Origin of the sequence: Nocardioides flavus (ex Wang et al. 2016) (assembly GCF_014653115.1) — a bacterium.
In the GTDB taxonomy this organism is placed as follows: domain Bacteria; phylum Actinomycetota; class Actinomycetes; order Propionibacteriales; family Nocardioidaceae; genus Nocardioides; species Nocardioides flavus.
In genome coordinates, this window is the sequence record NZ_BNAD01000007.1 from 124,688 (window position 1) to 141,782 (window position 17,095).

General features: G+C 72.6%; 14 protein-coding genes. 7 read left to right on the plus strand and 7 right to left on the minus strand.

Annotation, left to right across the window (positions count from 1 at the left end):
- The first annotated feature begins 79 nt into the window (after nucleotides 1-79).
- From gcvP to IE200_RS13365, 5 genes are all read left to right on the plus strand, one after another.
- A complete protein-coding gene (gene gcvP, locus IE200_RS13345; RefSeq protein WP_229856528.1) occupies nucleotides 80-2,845 on the plus strand; it encodes an aminomethyl-transferring glycine dehydrogenase in 2,766 nt (921 codons plus the stop codon).
- Between the two features lie 16 nt (nucleotides 2,846-2,861).
- Entirely contained in the window at nucleotides 2,862-4,151 is a 1,290-nt protein-coding gene (locus IE200_RS13350; RefSeq protein WP_191279972.1) for a serine hydrolase domain-containing protein, read from the plus strand.
- A gap of 97 nt (nucleotides 4,152-4,248) precedes the next feature.
- The gene (locus IE200_RS13355) at nucleotides 4,249-5,445 is read left to right on the plus strand and encodes an SHOCT domain-containing protein (protein WP_191279973.1); all 1,197 of its coding nucleotides are present in this window, start codon (nucleotides 4,249-4,251) and stop codon (nucleotides 5,443-5,445) included.
- Nucleotides 5,446-5,473: 28 nt separating this feature from the next.
- Nucleotides 5,474-6,736 (plus strand): TFIIB-type zinc ribbon-containing protein, encoded by a 1,263-nt coding sequence (locus IE200_RS13360; RefSeq protein WP_191279974.1) that lies wholly within the window; start codon nucleotides 5,474-5,476, stop codon nucleotides 6,734-6,736.
- Nucleotides 6,733-7,020, plus strand: a complete 288-nt coding sequence (locus tag IE200_RS13365) for a hypothetical protein (protein WP_229856514.1) — start codon at nucleotides 6,733-6,735, stop codon at nucleotides 7,018-7,020. Before IE200_RS13360 ends, IE200_RS13365 begins: the two co-directional genes overlap by 4 nt.
- 15 nt (nucleotides 7,021-7,035) lie before the next feature.
- Here IE200_RS13365 and IE200_RS13370 read toward each other — a convergent pair whose 3' ends face one another.
- The 5 genes from IE200_RS13370 to IE200_RS13390 form a co-directional block, all read right to left on the minus strand.
- Nucleotides 7,036-8,436: a metallopeptidase TldD-related protein gene (locus IE200_RS13370; RefSeq protein ID WP_191279975.1), complete on the minus strand. Its 1,401-nt coding sequence runs from the start codon at nucleotides 8,434-8,436 to the stop codon at nucleotides 7,036-7,038.
- Complete coding sequence (locus IE200_RS13375) at nucleotides 8,436-9,956, minus strand: TldD/PmbA family protein (RefSeq protein WP_191279976.1); 1,521 nt, start codon at nucleotides 9,954-9,956, stop codon at nucleotides 8,436-8,438. Before IE200_RS13375 ends, IE200_RS13370 begins: the two co-directional genes overlap by 1 nt.
- 10 nt (nucleotides 9,957-9,966) lie before the next feature.
- Nucleotides 9,967-12,978 carry an AAA family ATPase gene (locus IE200_RS13380; RefSeq protein WP_191279977.1) on the minus strand — a complete coding sequence of 1,004 codons (3,012 nt, stop codon included), beginning with the start codon at nucleotides 12,976-12,978 and terminating at the stop codon, nucleotides 9,967-9,969.
- Nucleotides 12,975-14,162: an exonuclease SbcCD subunit D gene (locus tag IE200_RS13385; RefSeq protein WP_191279978.1), complete on the minus strand. Its 1,188-nt coding sequence runs from the start codon at nucleotides 14,160-14,162 to the stop codon at nucleotides 12,975-12,977. Before IE200_RS13385 ends, IE200_RS13380 begins: the two co-directional genes overlap by 4 nt.
- Nucleotides 14,163-14,248: 86 nt before the next feature.
- Nucleotides 14,249-15,076, minus strand: a complete 828-nt coding sequence (locus IE200_RS13390; protein WP_191279979.1) for a formate dehydrogenase accessory sulfurtransferase FdhD — start codon at nucleotides 15,074-15,076, stop codon at nucleotides 14,249-14,251.
- A 149-nt stretch (nucleotides 15,077-15,225) separates the two neighbouring features.
- Between IE200_RS13390 and IE200_RS13395 the strand changes: the two genes are divergently transcribed.
- Entirely contained in the window at nucleotides 15,226-15,369 is a 144-nt protein-coding gene (locus IE200_RS13395) for a hypothetical protein (protein WP_191279980.1), read from the plus strand.
- Between the two features lie 21 nt (nucleotides 15,370-15,390).
- Nucleotides 15,391-15,837: an OsmC family protein gene (locus IE200_RS13400; RefSeq protein WP_191279981.1), complete on the plus strand. Its 447-nt coding sequence runs from the start codon at nucleotides 15,391-15,393 to the stop codon at nucleotides 15,835-15,837.
- On the opposite strand, the gene IE200_RS13405 is transcribed toward IE200_RS13400, so the two are convergent.
- Both IE200_RS13405 and IE200_RS21115 read right to left on the minus strand, forming a co-directional pair.
- Nucleotides 15,797-16,270 carry a GyrI-like domain-containing protein gene (locus IE200_RS13405; protein WP_191279982.1) on the minus strand — a complete coding sequence of 158 codons (474 nt, stop codon included), beginning with the start codon at nucleotides 16,268-16,270 and terminating at the stop codon, nucleotides 15,797-15,799. The genes IE200_RS13400 and IE200_RS13405 overlap by 41 nt on opposite strands.
- A 77-nt stretch (nucleotides 16,271-16,347) precedes the next feature.
- On the minus strand, nucleotides 16,348-17,070 hold the full coding sequence (locus IE200_RS21115) for a peptidylprolyl isomerase (RefSeq protein WP_191279983.1): 723 nt from the start codon (nucleotides 17,068-17,070) through the stop codon (nucleotides 16,348-16,350).
- Nucleotides 17,071-17,095: the final 25 nt, after the last annotated feature.

Sequence of the window (17,095 nt, forward strand, 5' to 3'; positions counted from 1 at the left end):
GACCGACCGCCACGCCGAAGCCGTGTCGGGCGAGTTCGTCGCCCGCCACATCGGACCGGACGACGCCGAGGTCGCCCGCATGCTGGCGGCGATCGGCCACGACTCCCTCGAGTCCCTGATGTCGGCCGCGGTGCCCGGCGGGATCCGTACGGCCGCCGGTCTCGACCTGCCCGACCCGCTGGACGAGGAGGCCGCCGCCCGCGCGCTGCGGACCCTCGCCTCCCAGAACCGGCCGGCCGAGGCGATGATCGGCCTGGGCTACCACGCCACGATCACGCCGCCGGTGATCCGCCGCAACGTGCTCGAGGACCCCTCCTGGTACACCGCCTACACGCCGTACCAGCCGGAGATCTCGCAGGGCCGCCTCGAGGCGCTCCTGAACTTCCAGACGGTCGTCGCCGACCTCACCGGCCTGCCGACCGCCAACGCCTCGCTCCTCGACGAGGGCACCGCGGCGGCCGAGGCGATGACCCTCGTACGCCGGGCGAAGCGCGCGGCGACCGGACCGTTCGTCGTCGACGCCGACGCCCTGCCGCAGACCATCGACGTCATCCGTACGCGTGCCGAGGGGATGGGCATCGAGGTCGTCGTCGCCGACCTCCGCGACGGCCTGCCCGAGGGCGAGCTGTGCGGCGTGCTCGTGCAGTACCCCGGAGCATCCGGCGCCGTGCCCGACCCGCGCCCGGTCATCGACGCCGTCCACGAGCGCGGCGGCCTGGCCGTCGTCGCGGCCGACATCCTGTCCCTCGCGCTCCTCGAGGCGCCCGGCACCTTCGGCGCCGACGTGGTCGTCGGTTCGTCGCAGCGCTTCGGCGTCCCGCTGTTCTACGGCGGGCCGCACGCAGGCTTCATGTCCGTCTCCGCGGGCCTCGAGCGCCACCTCCCCGGCCGGCTGGTCGGTGTCTCGGTGGACGCCGAGGGCCGCCCGGCGTACCGACTGGCGCTGCAGACCCGCGAGCAGCACATCCGCCGCGACAAGGCCACCTCCAACATCTGCACGGCGCAGGTGCTGCTTGCCGTCGTCGCCTCGATGTACGCGGTCTACCACGGGCCCGACGGCCTGCGCCGGATCGCGCGGCGCACCCACGACCACGCCAGCCGGATCGCGGCCTCGCTGCGCGCCGGCGGAGTGGACGTCGTCAACGACACCTGGTTCGACACCCTCACCGTCGTGGTGCCCGGCCGCGCCGGGGAGGTGGTCGCGGCGGCCCGCCAGGTCGGCCTGCACCTGCGGCTCATCGACGCCGACCACGTGGGCCTGTCCACGTCCGAGCGCACCAGCCCCTCGACCGTGGCCGCCGTCCTGCGGGCCTTCGGCGTCGCCCCGAGCGACGAGGTGGTCTCCGGACTGCCCCAGGCGCTGCACCGCACCACGGACTTCCTCACCCACGAGGTCTTCAACTCCCACCGCAGCGAGACCCAGATGCTGCGCTACCTCCACCGGCTCTCCTCGCGGGACTACGCCCTCGATCGCGGCATGATCCCCCTCGGCTCGTGCACGATGAAGCTCAACGCGACCACCGAGATGGAGCCGGTCAGCCTGCCCGGGTTCGCCGACCTGCACCCGTTCGCGCCCGCCCAGGACGCCACCGGCTACCGCGAGCTCGTCGACGACGTCGAGGCGTGGCTGGCGGAGGTCACGGGCTATGACAAGGTCTCGGTGCAGCCCAACGCGGGCTCCCAGGGCGAGCTCGCCGGGCTCCTGGCGATCCGTGGCTACCACCGCGCCAACGGTGACACCGGTCGTGACATCTGCCTGATCCCGTCCTCGGCCCACGGCACCAACGCGGCGTCGGCCGTGATGGCGGGGATGAAGGTCGTCGTGGTCAAGGCCTCCGACGACGGCTCGGTCGACCTCGACGACCTGCGCGCCAAGTGCGACCAGCACGCCGAGACGCTCGCCGCGATCATGGTGACCTACCCGTCCACCCACGGGGCCTACGAGGACACGATCACCGACCTGTGCAAGATCGTCCACGACCATGGCGGGCAGGTCTACGTCGACGGCGCCAACCTCAACGCGCTCCTGGGCTACGCCAAGCCGGGCGAGTTCGGCGGAGACGTCTCCCACCTCAACCTGCACAAGACGTTCTGCATCCCCCACGGCGGTGGCGGGCCCGGTGTCGGCCCCGTGGCGGTGCGCGCACACCTCGCCCCGTACCTCCCGTCCCACGGCTGGCACCCGGAGGCTGACAAGCGTCAGGGGATCGGCCCGATCAGCGCGGCGCCGTACGGGTCGGCCGGCATCCTGCCCATCACCTGGGCCTACATCCGGATGATGGGCGCCGAGGGGCTCACCCGCGCGACGGCCGTCGCCGTGCTGTCGGCGAACTACATCGCCCACCGCCTCGGCGACCACTTCCCGGTGCTCTACCGCGGCCACGGCGACCTCGTCGCCCACGAGTGCATCCTCGACCTGCGCGGCATCACCAAGGCCAGTGGCGTGACCGTCGACGACGTGGCGAAGCGTCTCGTCGACCACGGCTTCCACGCCCCGACCATGTCGTTCCCGGTGGCCGGCACCCTGATGGTCGAGCCGACCGAGTCCGAGGACCTCGCCGAGATCGACCGGTTCTGCGACGCGATGATCGCGATCCGCGAGGAGATCGCCCGCGTGGAGGCGGGGGAGTGGACGCCGGAGGACTCGCCGCTGCGGCACGCGCCGCACACCGCCCGTGCGCTCGTCGGGGAGTGGGACCGTCCCTACTCCCGCGAGGTCGGCGTGTTCCCGCGCGGCATCGACCCCGACAAGTACTGGCCGCCGGTGGCGCGGATCGACCAGGCGTACGGCGACCGCAACCTGGTCTGCGCGTGCCCTCCGCCGGAGGCGTTCGCACAGGACTGACCGTAGGGTCGCTTCCGTGAGTGACCAGCGCCAGCGCCTGCTCGACGTCGCCCAGGCAGAGAGCCGACTGACCTCCGTGGTCGGTGCCGTCTTCGACCGCTACGGCGCGGTCTGGGCGGGCGGCGCGGGCCAGGCCCCCGGGCTGGACGGCCAGTACCGCATCGGGTCCATCACCAAGACGATGACCGCGGCGCTGGTGATGCAGGCGCGTGACGCGGGGCTGCTGGACCTCGACGACCCGTTGTCGGCCCATCTCGGCGACATCGGGTACGGCGAGGTCACCGTCCGCGAGGCACTGGCGCACTCCTCGGGCTTGCAGAGCGAGCCGCGCGGGCCGTGGTGGGAGCGCACCCGCGGTGGTGACTTCGCCGCGCTGGTGCGCGCCAACGACGGCAGCGGACGGGTCGCGGCTGCGGGGGAGTGGTTCCACTACTCCAACCTCGGCTACGGCCTGCTCGGCGAGGTGGTCGCCCGCCGCTTCGGGGCACCGTGGCGGCGCCTCGTCGTCGAGCGCCTGCTGCAGCCCCTCGGCATGCGCGCGACCTCCTACCTGCCCCGCCCGGGCGCGCAGCCAGGGTGGAGCGTCGACCACTTCACCGGCATCCGGGTCCACGAGCCGCTCACCGACACGGGCGCGATGGCGCCGGCGGGCCAGCTCTGGTCCACGCTCGCCGACCTCGTCACCTGGGGCCAGGTGCTCGGTGGTGCCCGCGCCGACGTGCTGGCACCGGCCACGCTGGAGGAGATGCAGCAGCCGGTGCTGTCCGACTACGGGCTCGGCCTGATGCTCGGGATGCATCCCGGCGGCCGCCTCGTGGGGCACAACGGCTCGATGCCGGGCTTCCTCGCCGCGCTCCACGTCGACCCCGGCAGCGGAATCGGTGCCGTGGTGCTCGCCAATGCCACGACCGGGCTCGACCCCCGCGAGCTCGCGGTGTCGCTGATCGAGGGCGACCCGGACGCCGACGACTCGCGGCCCGAGCCCTGGCGGCCCACCGTGGCCGTGCCGCCAGCGGCCCGCGGCATCCCCGGCCTGTGGTTCTGGGGCAACACGGCGTACGACGTTCGCTGGCACAACGACGGCCTGGAGCTGCGGGCCATGGCACGCGGCAACGTGGTGACCGACCGCTTCGAGGTCGACGAGGCAGGACTCGTCGGCACCCTCGGCTACCACCGCGGAGAACGGCTGGAGGTGGTGCGAGGTCCCGACGGCTCGGTGCACCACCTCGAGTGCGCCACGTTCGTCTACACCCGCACGCCGTACGACCCCGAGGTGGACGTCCCGGGTGGCCATCCGCGTCGTTGAACGCCGCCGTGAGGCACCTCCCCGTGTGGGTGCGCGAGCGCTAGGGTTGCCGCCGGGTGGAACCGCCCGTACGTGCATCCATAAGAGGGGAATGGGCATGGGACTCTTCCAGGCAGTCAGCGGCGCCGTCGGCGGCACGCTCGCGGACCAGTGGCGCGACTTCTACGGTGTGCCGGACGGGCTCCCGGCGACCGCGGCGCTGTTCCCCGCCGTGGCGAAGGGCCAGAACGCCGGGCGCGGCAGCAACACCAGCGCCTCGGACGGCGTGATCACCAACGGCTCCAAGATCGTGGTCCCGGAGGGATACGGCCTGGTCCTGATCGAGGACGGGGCGTTCACCGGGTTCGCCGCCCAGCCCGGCGGCTACGTCTGGGACTCCGACGAGGCCGCCTCGCAGTCGGTCTTCTCCGGCGGCGGCCTGGTCGACTCGATCATCAAGCAGAGCTGGGAGCGGTTCAAGTTCGGCGGCCGGCCCGGGTCCCAGCAGACCGCGGTCTTCGTGGCGCTCAAGGAGCTGCCCAACAACAAGTTCGGCACCCAGTCGGAGATCTACTGGGACGACGCGTTCCTCAACACCCAGGTCGGCGCGATCACCCGCGGCACCTACACCCTCAAGATCACCGACCCGCTCACGTTCATCCGCAACTTCGTCTCGGCGGACGTGATCAGCGGCAAGGGCGTCTTCGACTTCACCGACCTGGACAACCCGGCCGGCGAGCAGCTCTTCAACGAGGTCGTCGCGTCGCTGGCGCCGGCGTTCTCGATGTACACCAACGACCCGGCCAAGGGGAACCGGATCAGCCGGCTCCAGCAGGACTCGGTCGGGTTCGCACAGTCCTTGTCGGCGGCGGTGGAGGAGAACTACCGCTGGCGCACCGACCGCGGCCTGGAGATCGCCAAGACGGCGATCATCTCGATCGAGTACGACGAGAACACCCGCGAGCTGCTCAAGAACGTCCAGCGTGCCGACGCCCTGTCCGGGTCCCGCGGCAACTCCAACCTGCAGGCGTCCGTGGCCGCCGGGATCGAGGCCGCGGGCGAGAACGCCGGGCCCGGGGGGCTCGTCGGCATGGGCATGGCGACCGGCGGGATGGGGCTCGGCGGGCTCCAGCAGCCCACGCAGCCGCCTGCTCCTGCCCAGCAGGCCGCAGCCGCCGCGCCCGCCCCCGAGGCGGCGGCCCCGGCCGTCGAGGACCCGGTCGCGGTGCTCAAGCGGGCCAAGGAGATGCTCGACGCCGGTCTGATCACGCAGGAGGACTACGACGCGGCGAAGGCGAAGGCGCTGGGCCTCTAGGGCTCCGGTCTCGGAGAGGACGGCCCCGATGACGCAGGACCCGACACCACCGCGCGACCCGCGGGACCCGCCGTTCGACGGCCCGCCGCTGTCGCTGGAGGACGAGCTCGCCGCGGCGCGCGCCGAGCCCGCACCCGGCCCCGACATCGAGACCGTCAACGAGTCCCTCGCTGACGGATTGAACCGGTGCCCGAAGTGCGGCTCGACCGACGTACGGCTGCGCGGGTCGACGGAGATGCTGGTGTGCCTGTTCTGCCGGCACCAGTGGCAGGAGTCGCGCGTCGAGGAGGAGTTCGGTCTCGGTGTGGGGATCGACGACCTCGAGGGCACCGTCATCGCCGGCGGCGCCGAGGAGATCTCCTCCGACGAGGACGTCATCACCATGACGTGCTCCGGCTGCGGGGCGGACGTCGTCGTCGACACCGCGCACGCGATGAACGCGCGGTGCCACTGGTGCCGGCACACCCTCAACGTCAACCAGCGCACGCCCAACGGTGCGGTTCCCGACGCGGTGCTGCCGTTCCGGCTGACCCACGAGGAGGCGGTCGAGAAGATCCGCGAGTTCGCGTCGTCGCGCCGGCTCTTCGCCCACCCGCGGTTCAAGAAGGAGTTCGTCCCGGAGAACGTCCTCGGCGTCTACCTGCCCTACCTCGTGATCGACGCCCGGGCGGAGACGGCGTACGTCGGGGAGGGCGAGGTGCAGACGCGGCGCTGGACCGAGAAGCAGGGTGACAGCTCGGTGACCTACTACGCCGCCGACGTCTACCGGGTCGAGCGCTCGGTCGGTTTCACCGTCGACGACCTCACCATCGAGGGGGCCGCGGACCGCGCGAGCTTCGGCTCGGACACGACCAACAACATCGTGAACACGATCCTGCCGTTCGACACCAAGAACGCCGTGAAGTGGAACTCCAGCTACCTCGTCGGCTTCACCAGCGAGAAGCGGGACCTCGACGTGAGCGACCTCGAGCCCGTCCTGGAGGACCAGCTGCTCTCCATCGGGCGCTCACAGGTCCACGCCACGCTGGGGGAGTTCGACCGCGGGGTGCGGTGGGAGGCCGAGAAGGTCGACGTAGGCGGGTCGCGCTGGGTCTCGATGTACTTGCCGGTGTGGCTCTACTCCTACTACCAGGAGAACACGAGGATGCTGCACTACATCGCGGTCAACGCGCGGACGGGGGAGACGATGGGCAGCATCCCGGTCTCCCAGCCGCGGCTGATCGCTGCGGCCCTGACCGTCGGGACGGTCCTGGAAGGCATCGCCGGCGCGATCCTGGTGGCGACGGCATGATCGGCGACGTGGTGCTCCAGGTCGTGATGGCCACCTCGGGCGACGAGGCGCCGCTGTGGCTGCTGGCCGCCGGTCCTGCCGGCGCGGTGGCGACCTACTGGGCGCTCTACCGCTACTACCGCAACACCGACAAGTCGCACGCCTACGAGCGCGACACCCTCATCTCCGCCCAGCCGGTGCAAGGGGACCGGGAGAAGCTGCGGCACATCTCGCGCACGCGTGACTCCGACATCGACGGCGACAACAGCGACGACCATCGCGTACGAGTGCAGCGGTTGCGCTGACCCCCGAGCGCGGGGTCAGACGCCCTGCGAGACGCTCGACATGTTGAAGTCGGGGATCCGCAGGGCGGGCGTGGCGGTGCGCGAGAAGTAGTCGTCGCCCCACTCGCGGCTGAAGCTCGGCACCGTGTCGCTCGCCGCGCTGAACCGGTTGAGGAGGTCGATCGGGCTCTCGTTCCAGCGGAAGTTGTTGGCCGCGCCGACGATCTCGCCGTCCTCCACGACGTAGACGCCGTCGCGGGTGAGACCGGTGAGGAGCATCGACTGCGGGTCGACCTCGCGGATGTACCACAGGCACGTCAGCAGCAGGCCGCGCTGCGTGCCGGCGACCATCTCCTCGACAGTGCCCGCACCGTCGGCGACCTCCAGGACGAGGTTGTCGATCATCGGCGTGACCTGCTGGCCGGTCATCCGGGCCGAGTGCCGGGTCTGGATCAACCCGGTGAGCAGCCCGTCACGGACCCAGTCGGTGCGCTCGAGGGGCAACCCGTTGTCGAAGACCGAGTCGGTGTTGTCGGAGGCCCCGGTCACCACGAAGGGCGCACACTCCAGTCCCGGGTAGCGGGGGTCGGAGAACAGGCTCACGCCCGGCGCCGCGACCTTGTCGCCGATCCGGGTGCCGCCGCCGCGGCGGCTGTAGACGGACTCGCCCTCGTGGGCGACGCGCGCCCCTGCGCCCCAGTAGGCGTCGATCATCAGGTCGGCGACGGAGGAGGGCGGCAGGATCGTGTCGTAGCGTCCGGCCGGGAGGTCGATGCGTCGCTCGGCCCAGCCCAGGCGCTGCTTGACGGTGGCGGCCATGGCGGCGGCGTCGACGTCGCGGAAGTCGCGGGTCGCGCCCCCCGTCCAGGCGCTGCGGGTCAGCGCGTCGTCCTTGCCGGTGCAGGCGTAGTGACCAGTGGGCTGCACGTGGCGCAACCGCAGCCCACGCGTCGAGCCCAGGTAGGTCGTGGTGACGTCGTGGTTGACGAAGCCGTAGAGCAGCCGGCGCTCGGCGGTGGCCTCGCTGAAGGCTTCCCCGAGGGCGGGGGCGAACGCGTCGTAGACCCCGATGTCGGTCGTCTCCGGCTCGAGGTCCCAGTCGGGCGACGTCGTGTCGGCGACGAGCTCGGCGACGTCCTCCGCGGGCGACCCGGCGCGCGCGGCGGCGTCCGCGGCCCGGACGAGAGCCGTGACCTGGTCGGTCGTCGAGGCACTGCCCGAGACCGACCCGGTCGCGATGCCGCCCTCGACCGCGGCGAAGCTGACGACCGTCACCGAGATCTCGGTCATCACGCCGTTGGTCGTCAGGGTGTTGTTGGCCCAGCGCAGGTTGGCACTGGTCACGTCACGCACGATCGCGATGCAGTCGTCGGCGCTGGAGGCCGCGAGCGCGTGCTCGACGAGCTGCTGGGCCGTGGTGCGCAGGGAGGTCGTCATCAGTGGCCTGCCTCGTCGATGGTGTTGAGGATGTTGACGCCTCGGAACAGGGCTGTCGGGCAGCCATGGCTGACCGCCGCGACCTGCCCGGGCTGGGCCTTGCCGCAGTTGAACGCCCCGCCGAGCACCCAGGTGTCCGGACCGCCGACGGCCTCCATGGAGCCCCAGAAGTCGGTCGTGGTGGCCTGGTAGGCCACGTCACGCAGCATGCCGTCCAGCTTGCCGTCGGTGATCTTGTAGAACCGCTGGCCGGTGAACTGGAAGTTGAACCGCTGCATGTCGATCGACCACGACTTGTCGCCGACGACGTAGATGCCGCGCTCCACACGCGAGATCAGGTCGTCGGTGGAGAGGTCGTCCGCGCCGGGCATGAGGGACACGTTGGCCATCCGCTGGATGGGGATGTGGCCGGGGGAGTCGGCGTAGGCGCAGCCGTTGGACCGCCCACCGTTGAGCTCGGGCTTGAGGTGGCCCATGGAGCGGTCGAGCTGGTAGCCCACGAGGACGCCGTCGCGCACGATGTCCCACGCCTGGGTCTGCACGCCCTCGTCGTCGTAGCCGACCGTGGCGAGACCGTGGTCGTGCGTGCGGTCGCCGCGCACGTTCATCACCGGCGAGCCGTACTGCAGCGTGCCGAGCTTGTCGTAGGTCGCGAACGAGGTGCCGGCGTAGTTGGCCTCGTAGCCGAGCGCGCGGTCGAGCTCGGTGGCATGGCCGATGGACTCGTGGATCGTGAGCCAGAGGTTGGACGGGTCGACGACGAGGTCGTAGGTCCCGGCCTCGACGCTGGGCGCGCGGAGCTTCTCGCCCAGCAGCTCGGGGACCTCGGCGAGCTCGGCGTCCCAGTCCCAGTGCCCGTCGGTGAGGTACTCCCAGCCGCGACCGACGGGAGGGGCGATGGAGGCCATGGAGTCGAAGACCCCGGTCTGCGCGTCCTCGCCGGTCGCCTCGAAGCCCGGCTGCAGGCGTACGCGCTGCTGGGTCGTACGGGTGCCGGCGAGGTCGGCGTAGTACTTGTTCTCCTGGACCTGCTGCAGGAACGAGGTGGCGTGGGCGACGGCAGCGCCGGAGCGCAGCCGCTCGGTCCAGTCCACGAGCAGCGCCGCCTTGTCGCGCGTGGGCACGTCGAGGGGGTTGACGTCGTAGCCGGAGATCCAGGTCACGTCGTCGTGCACGGGCTCCGGGGCCAGCACGACGGGCGTCGTCGTCATCGCGGCGGCGACCCTGGCGACCGACACGGCGGTCTCCGCCACCCGGCGGGCCTCGTCCTCGGTCAGCACGACCCCGGACGCGAAGCCCCAGGCGCCCTCGTGGACGACCCGGACGGCGAAGCCGAGGTCCTCGGCGTCGCTGGCGGTCTGCAGGACGCCGTCGCGGGCGCCGAGGTACTGGTAGCGGTTGCGCTCGAACCGGAAGTCCGCGTGGCTGACGCCGAGCTCCTGGGCCCGGGTCAGGGCCACCTCGCCGAGCCGGCGGTGCGGCAGGTCGCTGAAGGTCGGGTCGAGCCCGGGCGCACTCATGGGGACGAACCTAGCCGAGCGCGAGGGTCGCGTGGCTCCCGGTGCGCCCGCGGTGCACCCGCAGCTGCGTGGGGATGCGGGTCTGGAGCTCGGGGACGTGGCTGACGACGCCCACGACACGACCGCCGTCGCGCAGGGTGTCGAGGGTGTCCATGACACCTTCGAGCGTCTCGGCGTCGAGCGATCCGAAGCCCTCGTCGACGAACAGCGTCTCGAGGTCGGTGCCGCCGGCCTCCTCGGTGATGACGTCGGCGAGGCCGAGGGCGAGGGCCAGGGACACGACGAAGGTCTCACCGCCCGAGAGCGTCGCGGGATCGCGGTCGTCGCCGGTCCAGTCGTCGCGCACCAGCAGGCTCAGGCCGCCGCGGGTCTCGCCTGCGCCGCGCCGGCCCGTGTGGACGAGGGAGTAGCGCTGGTCGCTCATCGTCGACAGCCGGAGGTTCGCGGCGTCGACGACCTGCCCGAGCCGGTGCGCGAGGACGTAGGCCGACAGGCGCATCTGGAGCCGGTTGTCGGCGTGCTTGCCCTCGACCATCGCGGCCACGTCGGTGACGAGGTCGAGCTCGGCGAGGACCGGTTGCCACGCCTCGAGCGCCGATGCCATCTCCGCGGCGAGGCGGCGGAGCCGGCGTCCCCGGTCGCGAAGAGCCATGTCGCGCTGGCGGGCTGCTGCGGCCTCCTCCTTGGCACGGTGGTGGGCCTGGGCGAGCGCCTCGAGGTCGGGCGCGTCCGTCTGGGCGGAGCGTACGAGGTCGTCGTCGGCCAGCAGCTCGCTCACCCGGGCCACCTCGCGCTCGTGGCGCTCGACGGCCTGGAGCAGGGCGGACAGCTCGGACTCGTCCAGCCAGGCCGCGGCTGCCGCGGCGGAGGAGTCGAACCCTGCGGAGGCTGCCACCTCGTCGGCGGCTTCCTGGGTACTGGTCGCGGTGGCCCGCGCCCGCACGAGCTCGGCGGTGAGGTCCGCGTGGCGCTGGGCGAGCCCCTCGACCTCCCGGTGGTGTGCGGCTAGGGAGTCGAGGTCGGCGTCCGGTCCGGCGCCGCCGATCCCGTCGGGAAGCACCGCGGTGACCTGCTGGTGCAGGTCGTCGATCCGGGACGACAGCACGGCGGCTTCGGTGTCGTGCCGCGCGAGCGCCGCGACGTGGGCGTCCCGCTCACGCCTCAGCGCGTCCTGCTCGGCCTCGAGCGCCGCGACCCGGCTCGCGTGCGCCTCGACGCCGGCGCCGTCCGCACGCGCCCGGTCGAGGCGCGAGAGGAGGTCGCCCTCGGCGACCAGGAGCCGTTCGACCGTGTCGCCGGACTCCGCGAGCGCGGCGGCGAGGCGGGTCTCCAGCCCGCGCACCTGCTGGGCGTGGGCCTCGACGACGACCTCGAGGTCGTCGACCTCGCGGCGGGCCTCCCGCTCGGCCGCGTCGTCCGGCGCGCCGGGTGCGGGCGCGGCCGGCGAGGGGTGCTCGGCGGAGCCGCACACCGGGCAGCACGCACCGACGGCGAGCTTGACCGCGATCTCGGCGGCCATCCCGTCCAGGCGTTGCTCACGGATCTCGACGAGCGCCTCCCGTGCCAGCAGCCGGGCGGTCGACGCCTCGGCGAGTGCCTGCTCGGCACTCGCGAGCTGCGTGGTGAGCGTCTCTGCCGTCCGCGCCGCGCGTGTGCGGGAACGCAGCACGACGAGGTCGCGCTCGAGGACCTCGGTCGCGGCGACGGCGGCGCGTGCCTCCTCCAGCGCGGGAAGGACCTCGGCGAGCTCGACGGGGACGGCTGTCAGGCGTTCCTCGACCCGCTGCAGCTCGTCGCGAGTGGTCGTACGGGCCTTGTCGGTGCGGAACAGCTGTCGCTGGAGGTCGGCTGCCTGGCGCTGGAGCGGGCGGACCCGCGCGATGTCGGTGAGGGCCTCGGTGGCTGCGCGGCGCCGCTCGGCCACGGCGTCCGCGTCGAGCGACGGCTCGTCGAGGAGGCCGACGAGCGTGCCGAGCGCTGCGGAGCAGTCGCGCTCGAGGTCGGCCACGTCGGCGCGCGACTGGACCGCGAGGTGGTGCAGCGACAGGACCGACGCGGCCCGTCGGGCCTTGTCGGCCCGGCGCCTGCGACTGGCGTGCTCCTGCGCGGCGGCCTCGAGCGCCGCCCAGGACCGACGAGCCGCTGCGTGGGTCGCGCGCAGGCCGGCGAGCTCGATGCCGGCTGCGCTGGCCTGGGCCGCAGCGACCTCGGCGGCCGACGCGGCCTCGACCGCCAGTGCCTGCTCGACGGACGCGGTCACCGCTGCCTCGGTGAGCGCGTCGATCCATGCGGCGAGGGAGGCCGGGGCGCTGACCCAGTCGTCGGGTGCGGCGTCGCCACCCACCTCGCTGGTCCGGCTGACCAGGTCGGCGACCGCGGCGCGGTGCTCCTCGGAGGCCCGGCGCAGCTCGACGCGACGCTCGCGCAACCACCTCTCGGTGCGGTCGAACCGCCCTGTCTGGAACACCTGCTGCAGCAGGGCCTGCCGTTCCTCCGACCGGGCGCGGAGGAAGGCCTGGAAGCGTCCCTGCGGCAGCAGCGCCACCTGGCAGAACTGGGGGAGCGTCATCCCGACCAACCGGGTGACGAGGTGGCCGGTCTCGTCGAGACGGGTGCTGAGTGGCTGCCAGGCGTCGTCGTCGGAGCCGCTCGCCCCCGCGCGCCGCTCGGAGATCACCACGCGCGCCTGCTCGGTGGTCGTGCCGGCTCCGCGCTTCTTGGGACGGACCCAGGCGGGGGAGCGGTCGATGCGGAACCGCCGGCCGGCGAGCGTTGCCTCGAGCACGACCCGCGGGACGACGTCGGGAGCGGCGTGGTCGGAGCGCAGCCGCTTGGCCACGGCCCGGTCGCCGGGGACGTCGCCGTAGAGCGCGAAGCACACCGCGTCGAGGATGCTGGACTTGCCCGCGCCGGTGGGCCCGCTGAGCAGGAACAGCCCCGCGTCGGACAGCGCATCGAAGTCGATGGAGACGAGGTCGGCGAAGGGGCCGAAGGCGACGACCTCGAGCCGGTGCAACCTCATGCCGGACCTCCGATGCGTGCGGTGTCGGTGGAGGGGCGTACGGCGGTGTCCTGCTCGGGGTCGTGGCAGCACGCGTCGATCGCCTGGCGCAGGAGCGCCGACTCGGCCTTGGTCGCCCGGGACCCGCGCACGTGTCGGACGAAGTCGAGGGCGATGGCGTGGTCGCTGGTGCCGGGGGCCGGGCGGTGGGGCACGAGCCCGCCGGCGGCCGCGCCGGGGAACTGCAGGACCAGGGTGTGGGGGAACCGGCGGCGCAGCTGCTCCATCGCCCGCGCCGGGCGTCGGGCGTCGGTGAGGGTGACCTGCACCCAGTCGTCTTCGTGGGCGCTGAGCGAGTCGTCGGTGAGCAGGGCCTTCAGCGTGCCGCTGAGTCGCGCGAGGCGACGCGGGACCGGTGCGTCGATCCACTGCGTCGACCCGAGACCGCTGGCGTCGAGGTCGACGATCCACGAACCCTTGACGTGGTCGGCCTCGGAGAAGGAGTAGGCCAGCGGGGAGCCGGAGTAGCGCAGGCCGTCGGCGAGGACGTGGCGACCGTGCAGGTGGCCGAGGGCGGTGTAGTCGATGCCGCCGAAGAGGCTCGTCGCGACGCGTGACACGCCACCCACGCTGATGTCGCGCTCGGACTGGGACGGCGTGGCGCCCGCCACGAACGCGTGGGCGAGCACCACCGACCGGGTCCCGGGGCGGGTGGCGAGGTCCGCGCGCACGCGCGCCATCGCCTCCGAGAGCGCCGCCTCGTGGCTCCGGGCGGGCAGGCCCCACGGCTCGAGGAGCGCGGAGGGGTCGAGGTAGGGGAGGGCGTGGACGGCGACGTCGCCATGGCGGTCGGACAGCACGACCGGCGTGCCCACGGACGCGGCGTCGGTGCGGACGAAGACGCCGGCCGCGTCCATCAGGCGCGAGCCGAAGCCGAGACGCTGGGCACTGTCGTGGTTGCCGCTGCTGACGACCACCTGGGCCCGGGAGGACGCCAGGCGGGCGAACGTCTCGTCGGCGAGGGCGACCGCGTCGACGTGGGGGAGCGCGCGGTCGTAGACGTCGCCCGAGACCACGACCAGGTCGACCGCCTCGGTCGCGACGACCTCGAGGAGGTGGTCGACGAACGCAGCCTGGTGGCCCAAGAGGTCCTCGCGATGGAAGGACCTCCCGAGGTGCCAGTCGGAGGTGTGGAGGATGCGCACGGGTCGACGGTAGATCGCGGGACCGACAGTGGCTGGCCACCACGCCGCCGGGATGGATCAAGCCCGGTCGGAGCCTCGGTCAAGGCTCAGCCGTAGCGCACCGCACGGCTCTCGGAGGTGAAGCCCCACAGGTCGATGCCCGCCTCCGCTGCGAGTCGCGCGGCGAGGCTCGTCGGGGCACCCACCGCGACGATCGACCCGATGCCGCTGGCCGCCGCCTTCTGCACGAGCTCGAAGCCGACCCGACCGCTGAGCACCAGGCACGCGGCCGCGGGGGCCCGGCCGGCCAGGACTCGCGCGCCGACCACCTTGTCGACGGCGTTGTGGCGCCCGACGTCCTCGCGCACGACCAGCACGGTGCCGTCCGCATCGGCGAGTCCGGCTGCGTGCACGCCACCGGTCCGCGCGAACAGGGTCTGGTGCGTGCGTAGCGCCCCCGGCAGCCGGCGTACGACGTCGGCACCGGGCCGCGGGCCGGGCCACGGGGCGGCGGCCCGGGTGGCGAGGGCGTCGGCGACGCTGTCCTTGCCGCAGACGCCGCACGCGGACGACCCCGCGGACACGGCGGCATGACGGTGGGGGAGCGCGGTGCCCCCGGAGAGCGACACCGTGACGACGTTGAGCTCCTGCTCCGGGGAGAGGTCGACGTCCGTGCAGTAGGCCACCTGCGTCACCGCGTCGGGTGCGGCGAGCCCTTCGTTGACCAGCCAGCCGGCGGCGAGGTCGAAGTCGTGGCCGGGGGTGCGCATCGTGACCCAGGCGCGCTGCGGCTCGAGGCCGCCGACCCGTACGCGGATCTCCAACGGCTCCTCGGTGATGAGGCGGTCCTCGCGCGCCACGGGCGCGTCGTCGGAGTGCTCCGTGACGCGGGTGCGCACCGACGGTCCGGGCCGTCTCACGCGCTCGCTCGTCACGCTGCGACCCTAGCCGCCCGGTGTCCGACGTCACGTGCTCGGTGGTGCTGGATAACGATTCCGTAACCGTAGGATGTAAGAGTCGCAATGGGGCGGCCACTTCTTACACATCTCGTGAGGGACAGAAGCCCTCGAAAGGACAGATCTCCATGACCACGCAGCTGCACCTCGCCTTCAGCCTCGTTGACTCGCGGGCTCGCTCGGCCGAGGACCGTGCCCTCCTGCGCACCGTGGAGATCGCCCGTCGCGAGGAGCGGCGTGCCCGTCGCGCCGCGCGTCGCGCCATCCGCTGACCCTCTGGCAGGGTGGTCGTCATGACGGACGACACCCTGCGCAGCGTCGAGATCACCCGGATCGGACCGGCGCGCTTCAAGGCCACCAACGCCAGGGGAGGGGAGACCTTCTTCGGCACCGGTGGCGAGGACCCCGACTTCACCCCCGTCGAGCTGCTGCTGGCGGCCATGGCCGGGTGCAGCGCGCTCGACGTCGAGGCGATCACGCACAAGCGCGCCCGGAGCACGGCGTTCGACGTCCGCGCCGAGGGCCGCAAGGTCCGCGACGAGCAGGGCAACCACCTGACCGGCATCCGGATCTCGTTCGACGTCGCGTTCCCCGAGGGGCCGGACGGCGACGCGGCGCGCGGCCGGCTGCAGTCGGCGATCGAGATGTCGCGCGACCGCCTCTGCACTGTCTCGCGCACGGTGCAGCTGGGCGAGCCGGTCACCTACGAGCAGACTCCGGACGGGCCGCGCACGGCATGAGGATGAGCGTGCGGGGCCGCGTCACGCCGGGCTCGTCGAGGTAGCACTCCCACGGGGCCTCGGTAGCGGTGTAGCCGTGCTCGTCGAGCCACGACGTCGCCTCGCTCCAGGCCTCGCCCACCGTGTCGTACGGGCCCGTGTGCACCAGCCGCACGGCTCGGCACGCGGGCAGGCTGGAGGGCTCGACCTGGCCCTGGGGGAGCAGCGGGGAGTCGATGGGGAATCCGGCCTCGAGGTCCCAGCCGGCTTCGTCCATCGCCCCGTAGCGGGCGAAGGGCGGGCCGGTGATCTGCCCGCCCTGGTCCGCCACGGCGCGGGCGACCGCGTCGAACGTACGGCCCAGGACCTCCGGGATCGTGTCGACCGACGCGCGGCTGCGCACGACGGCCGTCGACTGCTCGGTCAGGTCCACCACGGTGATCTCGTGCTCCATGACGCCGAGCCTGCACCGCACCGACGCGAAGGGGGAGGGCTGAAGGTCCCGCCCCGTCCCTGGTCGTGGGGTGGACCTCAGCCGATCGTGACCTCCTCGATGGTGACGTCCTCGTTGGGCGCGCCGCCACCGGCCGGGTTGGAGTTGTCGTTGCCCACGGCCGCGATCTCGGTGAGGACCTCGAGGCCGGCCTCGTCGATCGTGCCGAAGACGTTGTAGCTCGGCGGGAACTGCGAGTCGCGGAAGACCAGGAAGAACTGCGACCCGTTGGTGTCCGGGCCGGCGTTGGCCATGGCCAGGGTGCCGGCGGGGTAGGTCTCGTCGCCGCTGAGCTCGTCGGCGAACGAGTAGCCGGCGCCGCCCGCGCCGGTGCCGGACGGGTCGCCGCACTGGAGGATGCCGAACCCGTCCATGTCGCCGATGCGCGGGCACGGGGTGTCGTCGTAGAAGCCCTGCTCGGCCAGCGAGACGAACGAGTTCACCGTGCACGGCGCGCTCGCCGCGTCGAGGGTGAGGCCGATGTCGCCGAAGTTGGTCGTGATCGTCGCCGGGACAGTGCCCTCGGCCGTGGCCTCGGTCTCGGGTGCCTCGACGTCCCTGGCCGGCTCCTGGCCGTCGGAGGGGTACTCGCAGGTCGTGGTCTCGCCGGATGCCGCAGGCTCCTCCGAGGTCTCCTCCGACGTCTCACCGGACGTCTCGGAGGAGTCCGATGCGGTCTCCGATCCGTCGGCCTCGTTGCCGCAGGCGGACAGGACGAGCACGGACAGGCAGGCGGCCACAGTGGCGAGTCGCTTCAGCATGGCCGTGATGGTAGCCAGCGCCTCG

Excerpts from the sequence above, each read along its gene's own strand:
- gcvP (WP_229856528.1), top strand. The coding sequence starts at position 80 with ATGCTGGCGGCGATCGGCCACGACTCCCTCGAGTCCCTGATGTCGGCC.
- IE200_RS13355 (WP_191279973.1), top strand. The coding sequence starts at position 4,249 with ATGGGACTCTTCCAGGCAGTCAGCGGCGCCGTCGGCGGCACGCTCGCG.
- IE200_RS13360 (WP_191279974.1), top strand. The coding sequence starts at position 5,474 with ATGACGCAGGACCCGACACCACCGCGCGACCCGCGGGACCCGCCGTTC.
- IE200_RS13365 (WP_229856514.1), top strand. The coding sequence starts at position 6,733 with ATGATCGGCGACGTGGTGCTCCAGGTCGTGATGGCCACCTCGGGCGAC.
- IE200_RS13370 (WP_191279975.1), bottom strand. The coding sequence starts at position 8,436 with ATGACGACCTCCCTGCGCACCACGGCCCAGCAGCTCGTCGAGCACGCG.
- IE200_RS13375 (WP_191279976.1), bottom strand. The coding sequence starts at position 9,956 with ATGAGTGCGCCCGGGCTCGACCCGACCTTCAGCGACCTGCCGCACCGC.
- IE200_RS13380 (WP_191279977.1), bottom strand. The coding sequence starts at position 12,978 with ATGAGGTTGCACCGGCTCGAGGTCGTCGCCTTCGGCCCCTTCGCCGAC.
- IE200_RS13395 (WP_191279980.1), top strand. The coding sequence starts at position 15,226 with ATGACCACGCAGCTGCACCTCGCCTTCAGCCTCGTTGACTCGCGGGCT.
- IE200_RS13400 (WP_191279981.1), top strand. The coding sequence starts at position 15,391 with ATGACGGACGACACCCTGCGCAGCGTCGAGATCACCCGGATCGGACCG.
- IE200_RS13405 (WP_191279982.1), bottom strand. The coding sequence starts at position 16,270 with ATGGAGCACGAGATCACCGTGGTGGACCTGACCGAGCAGTCGACGGCC.
- IE200_RS21115 (WP_191279983.1), bottom strand. The coding sequence starts at position 17,070 with ATGCTGAAGCGACTCGCCACTGTGGCCGCCTGCCTGTCCGTGCTCGTC.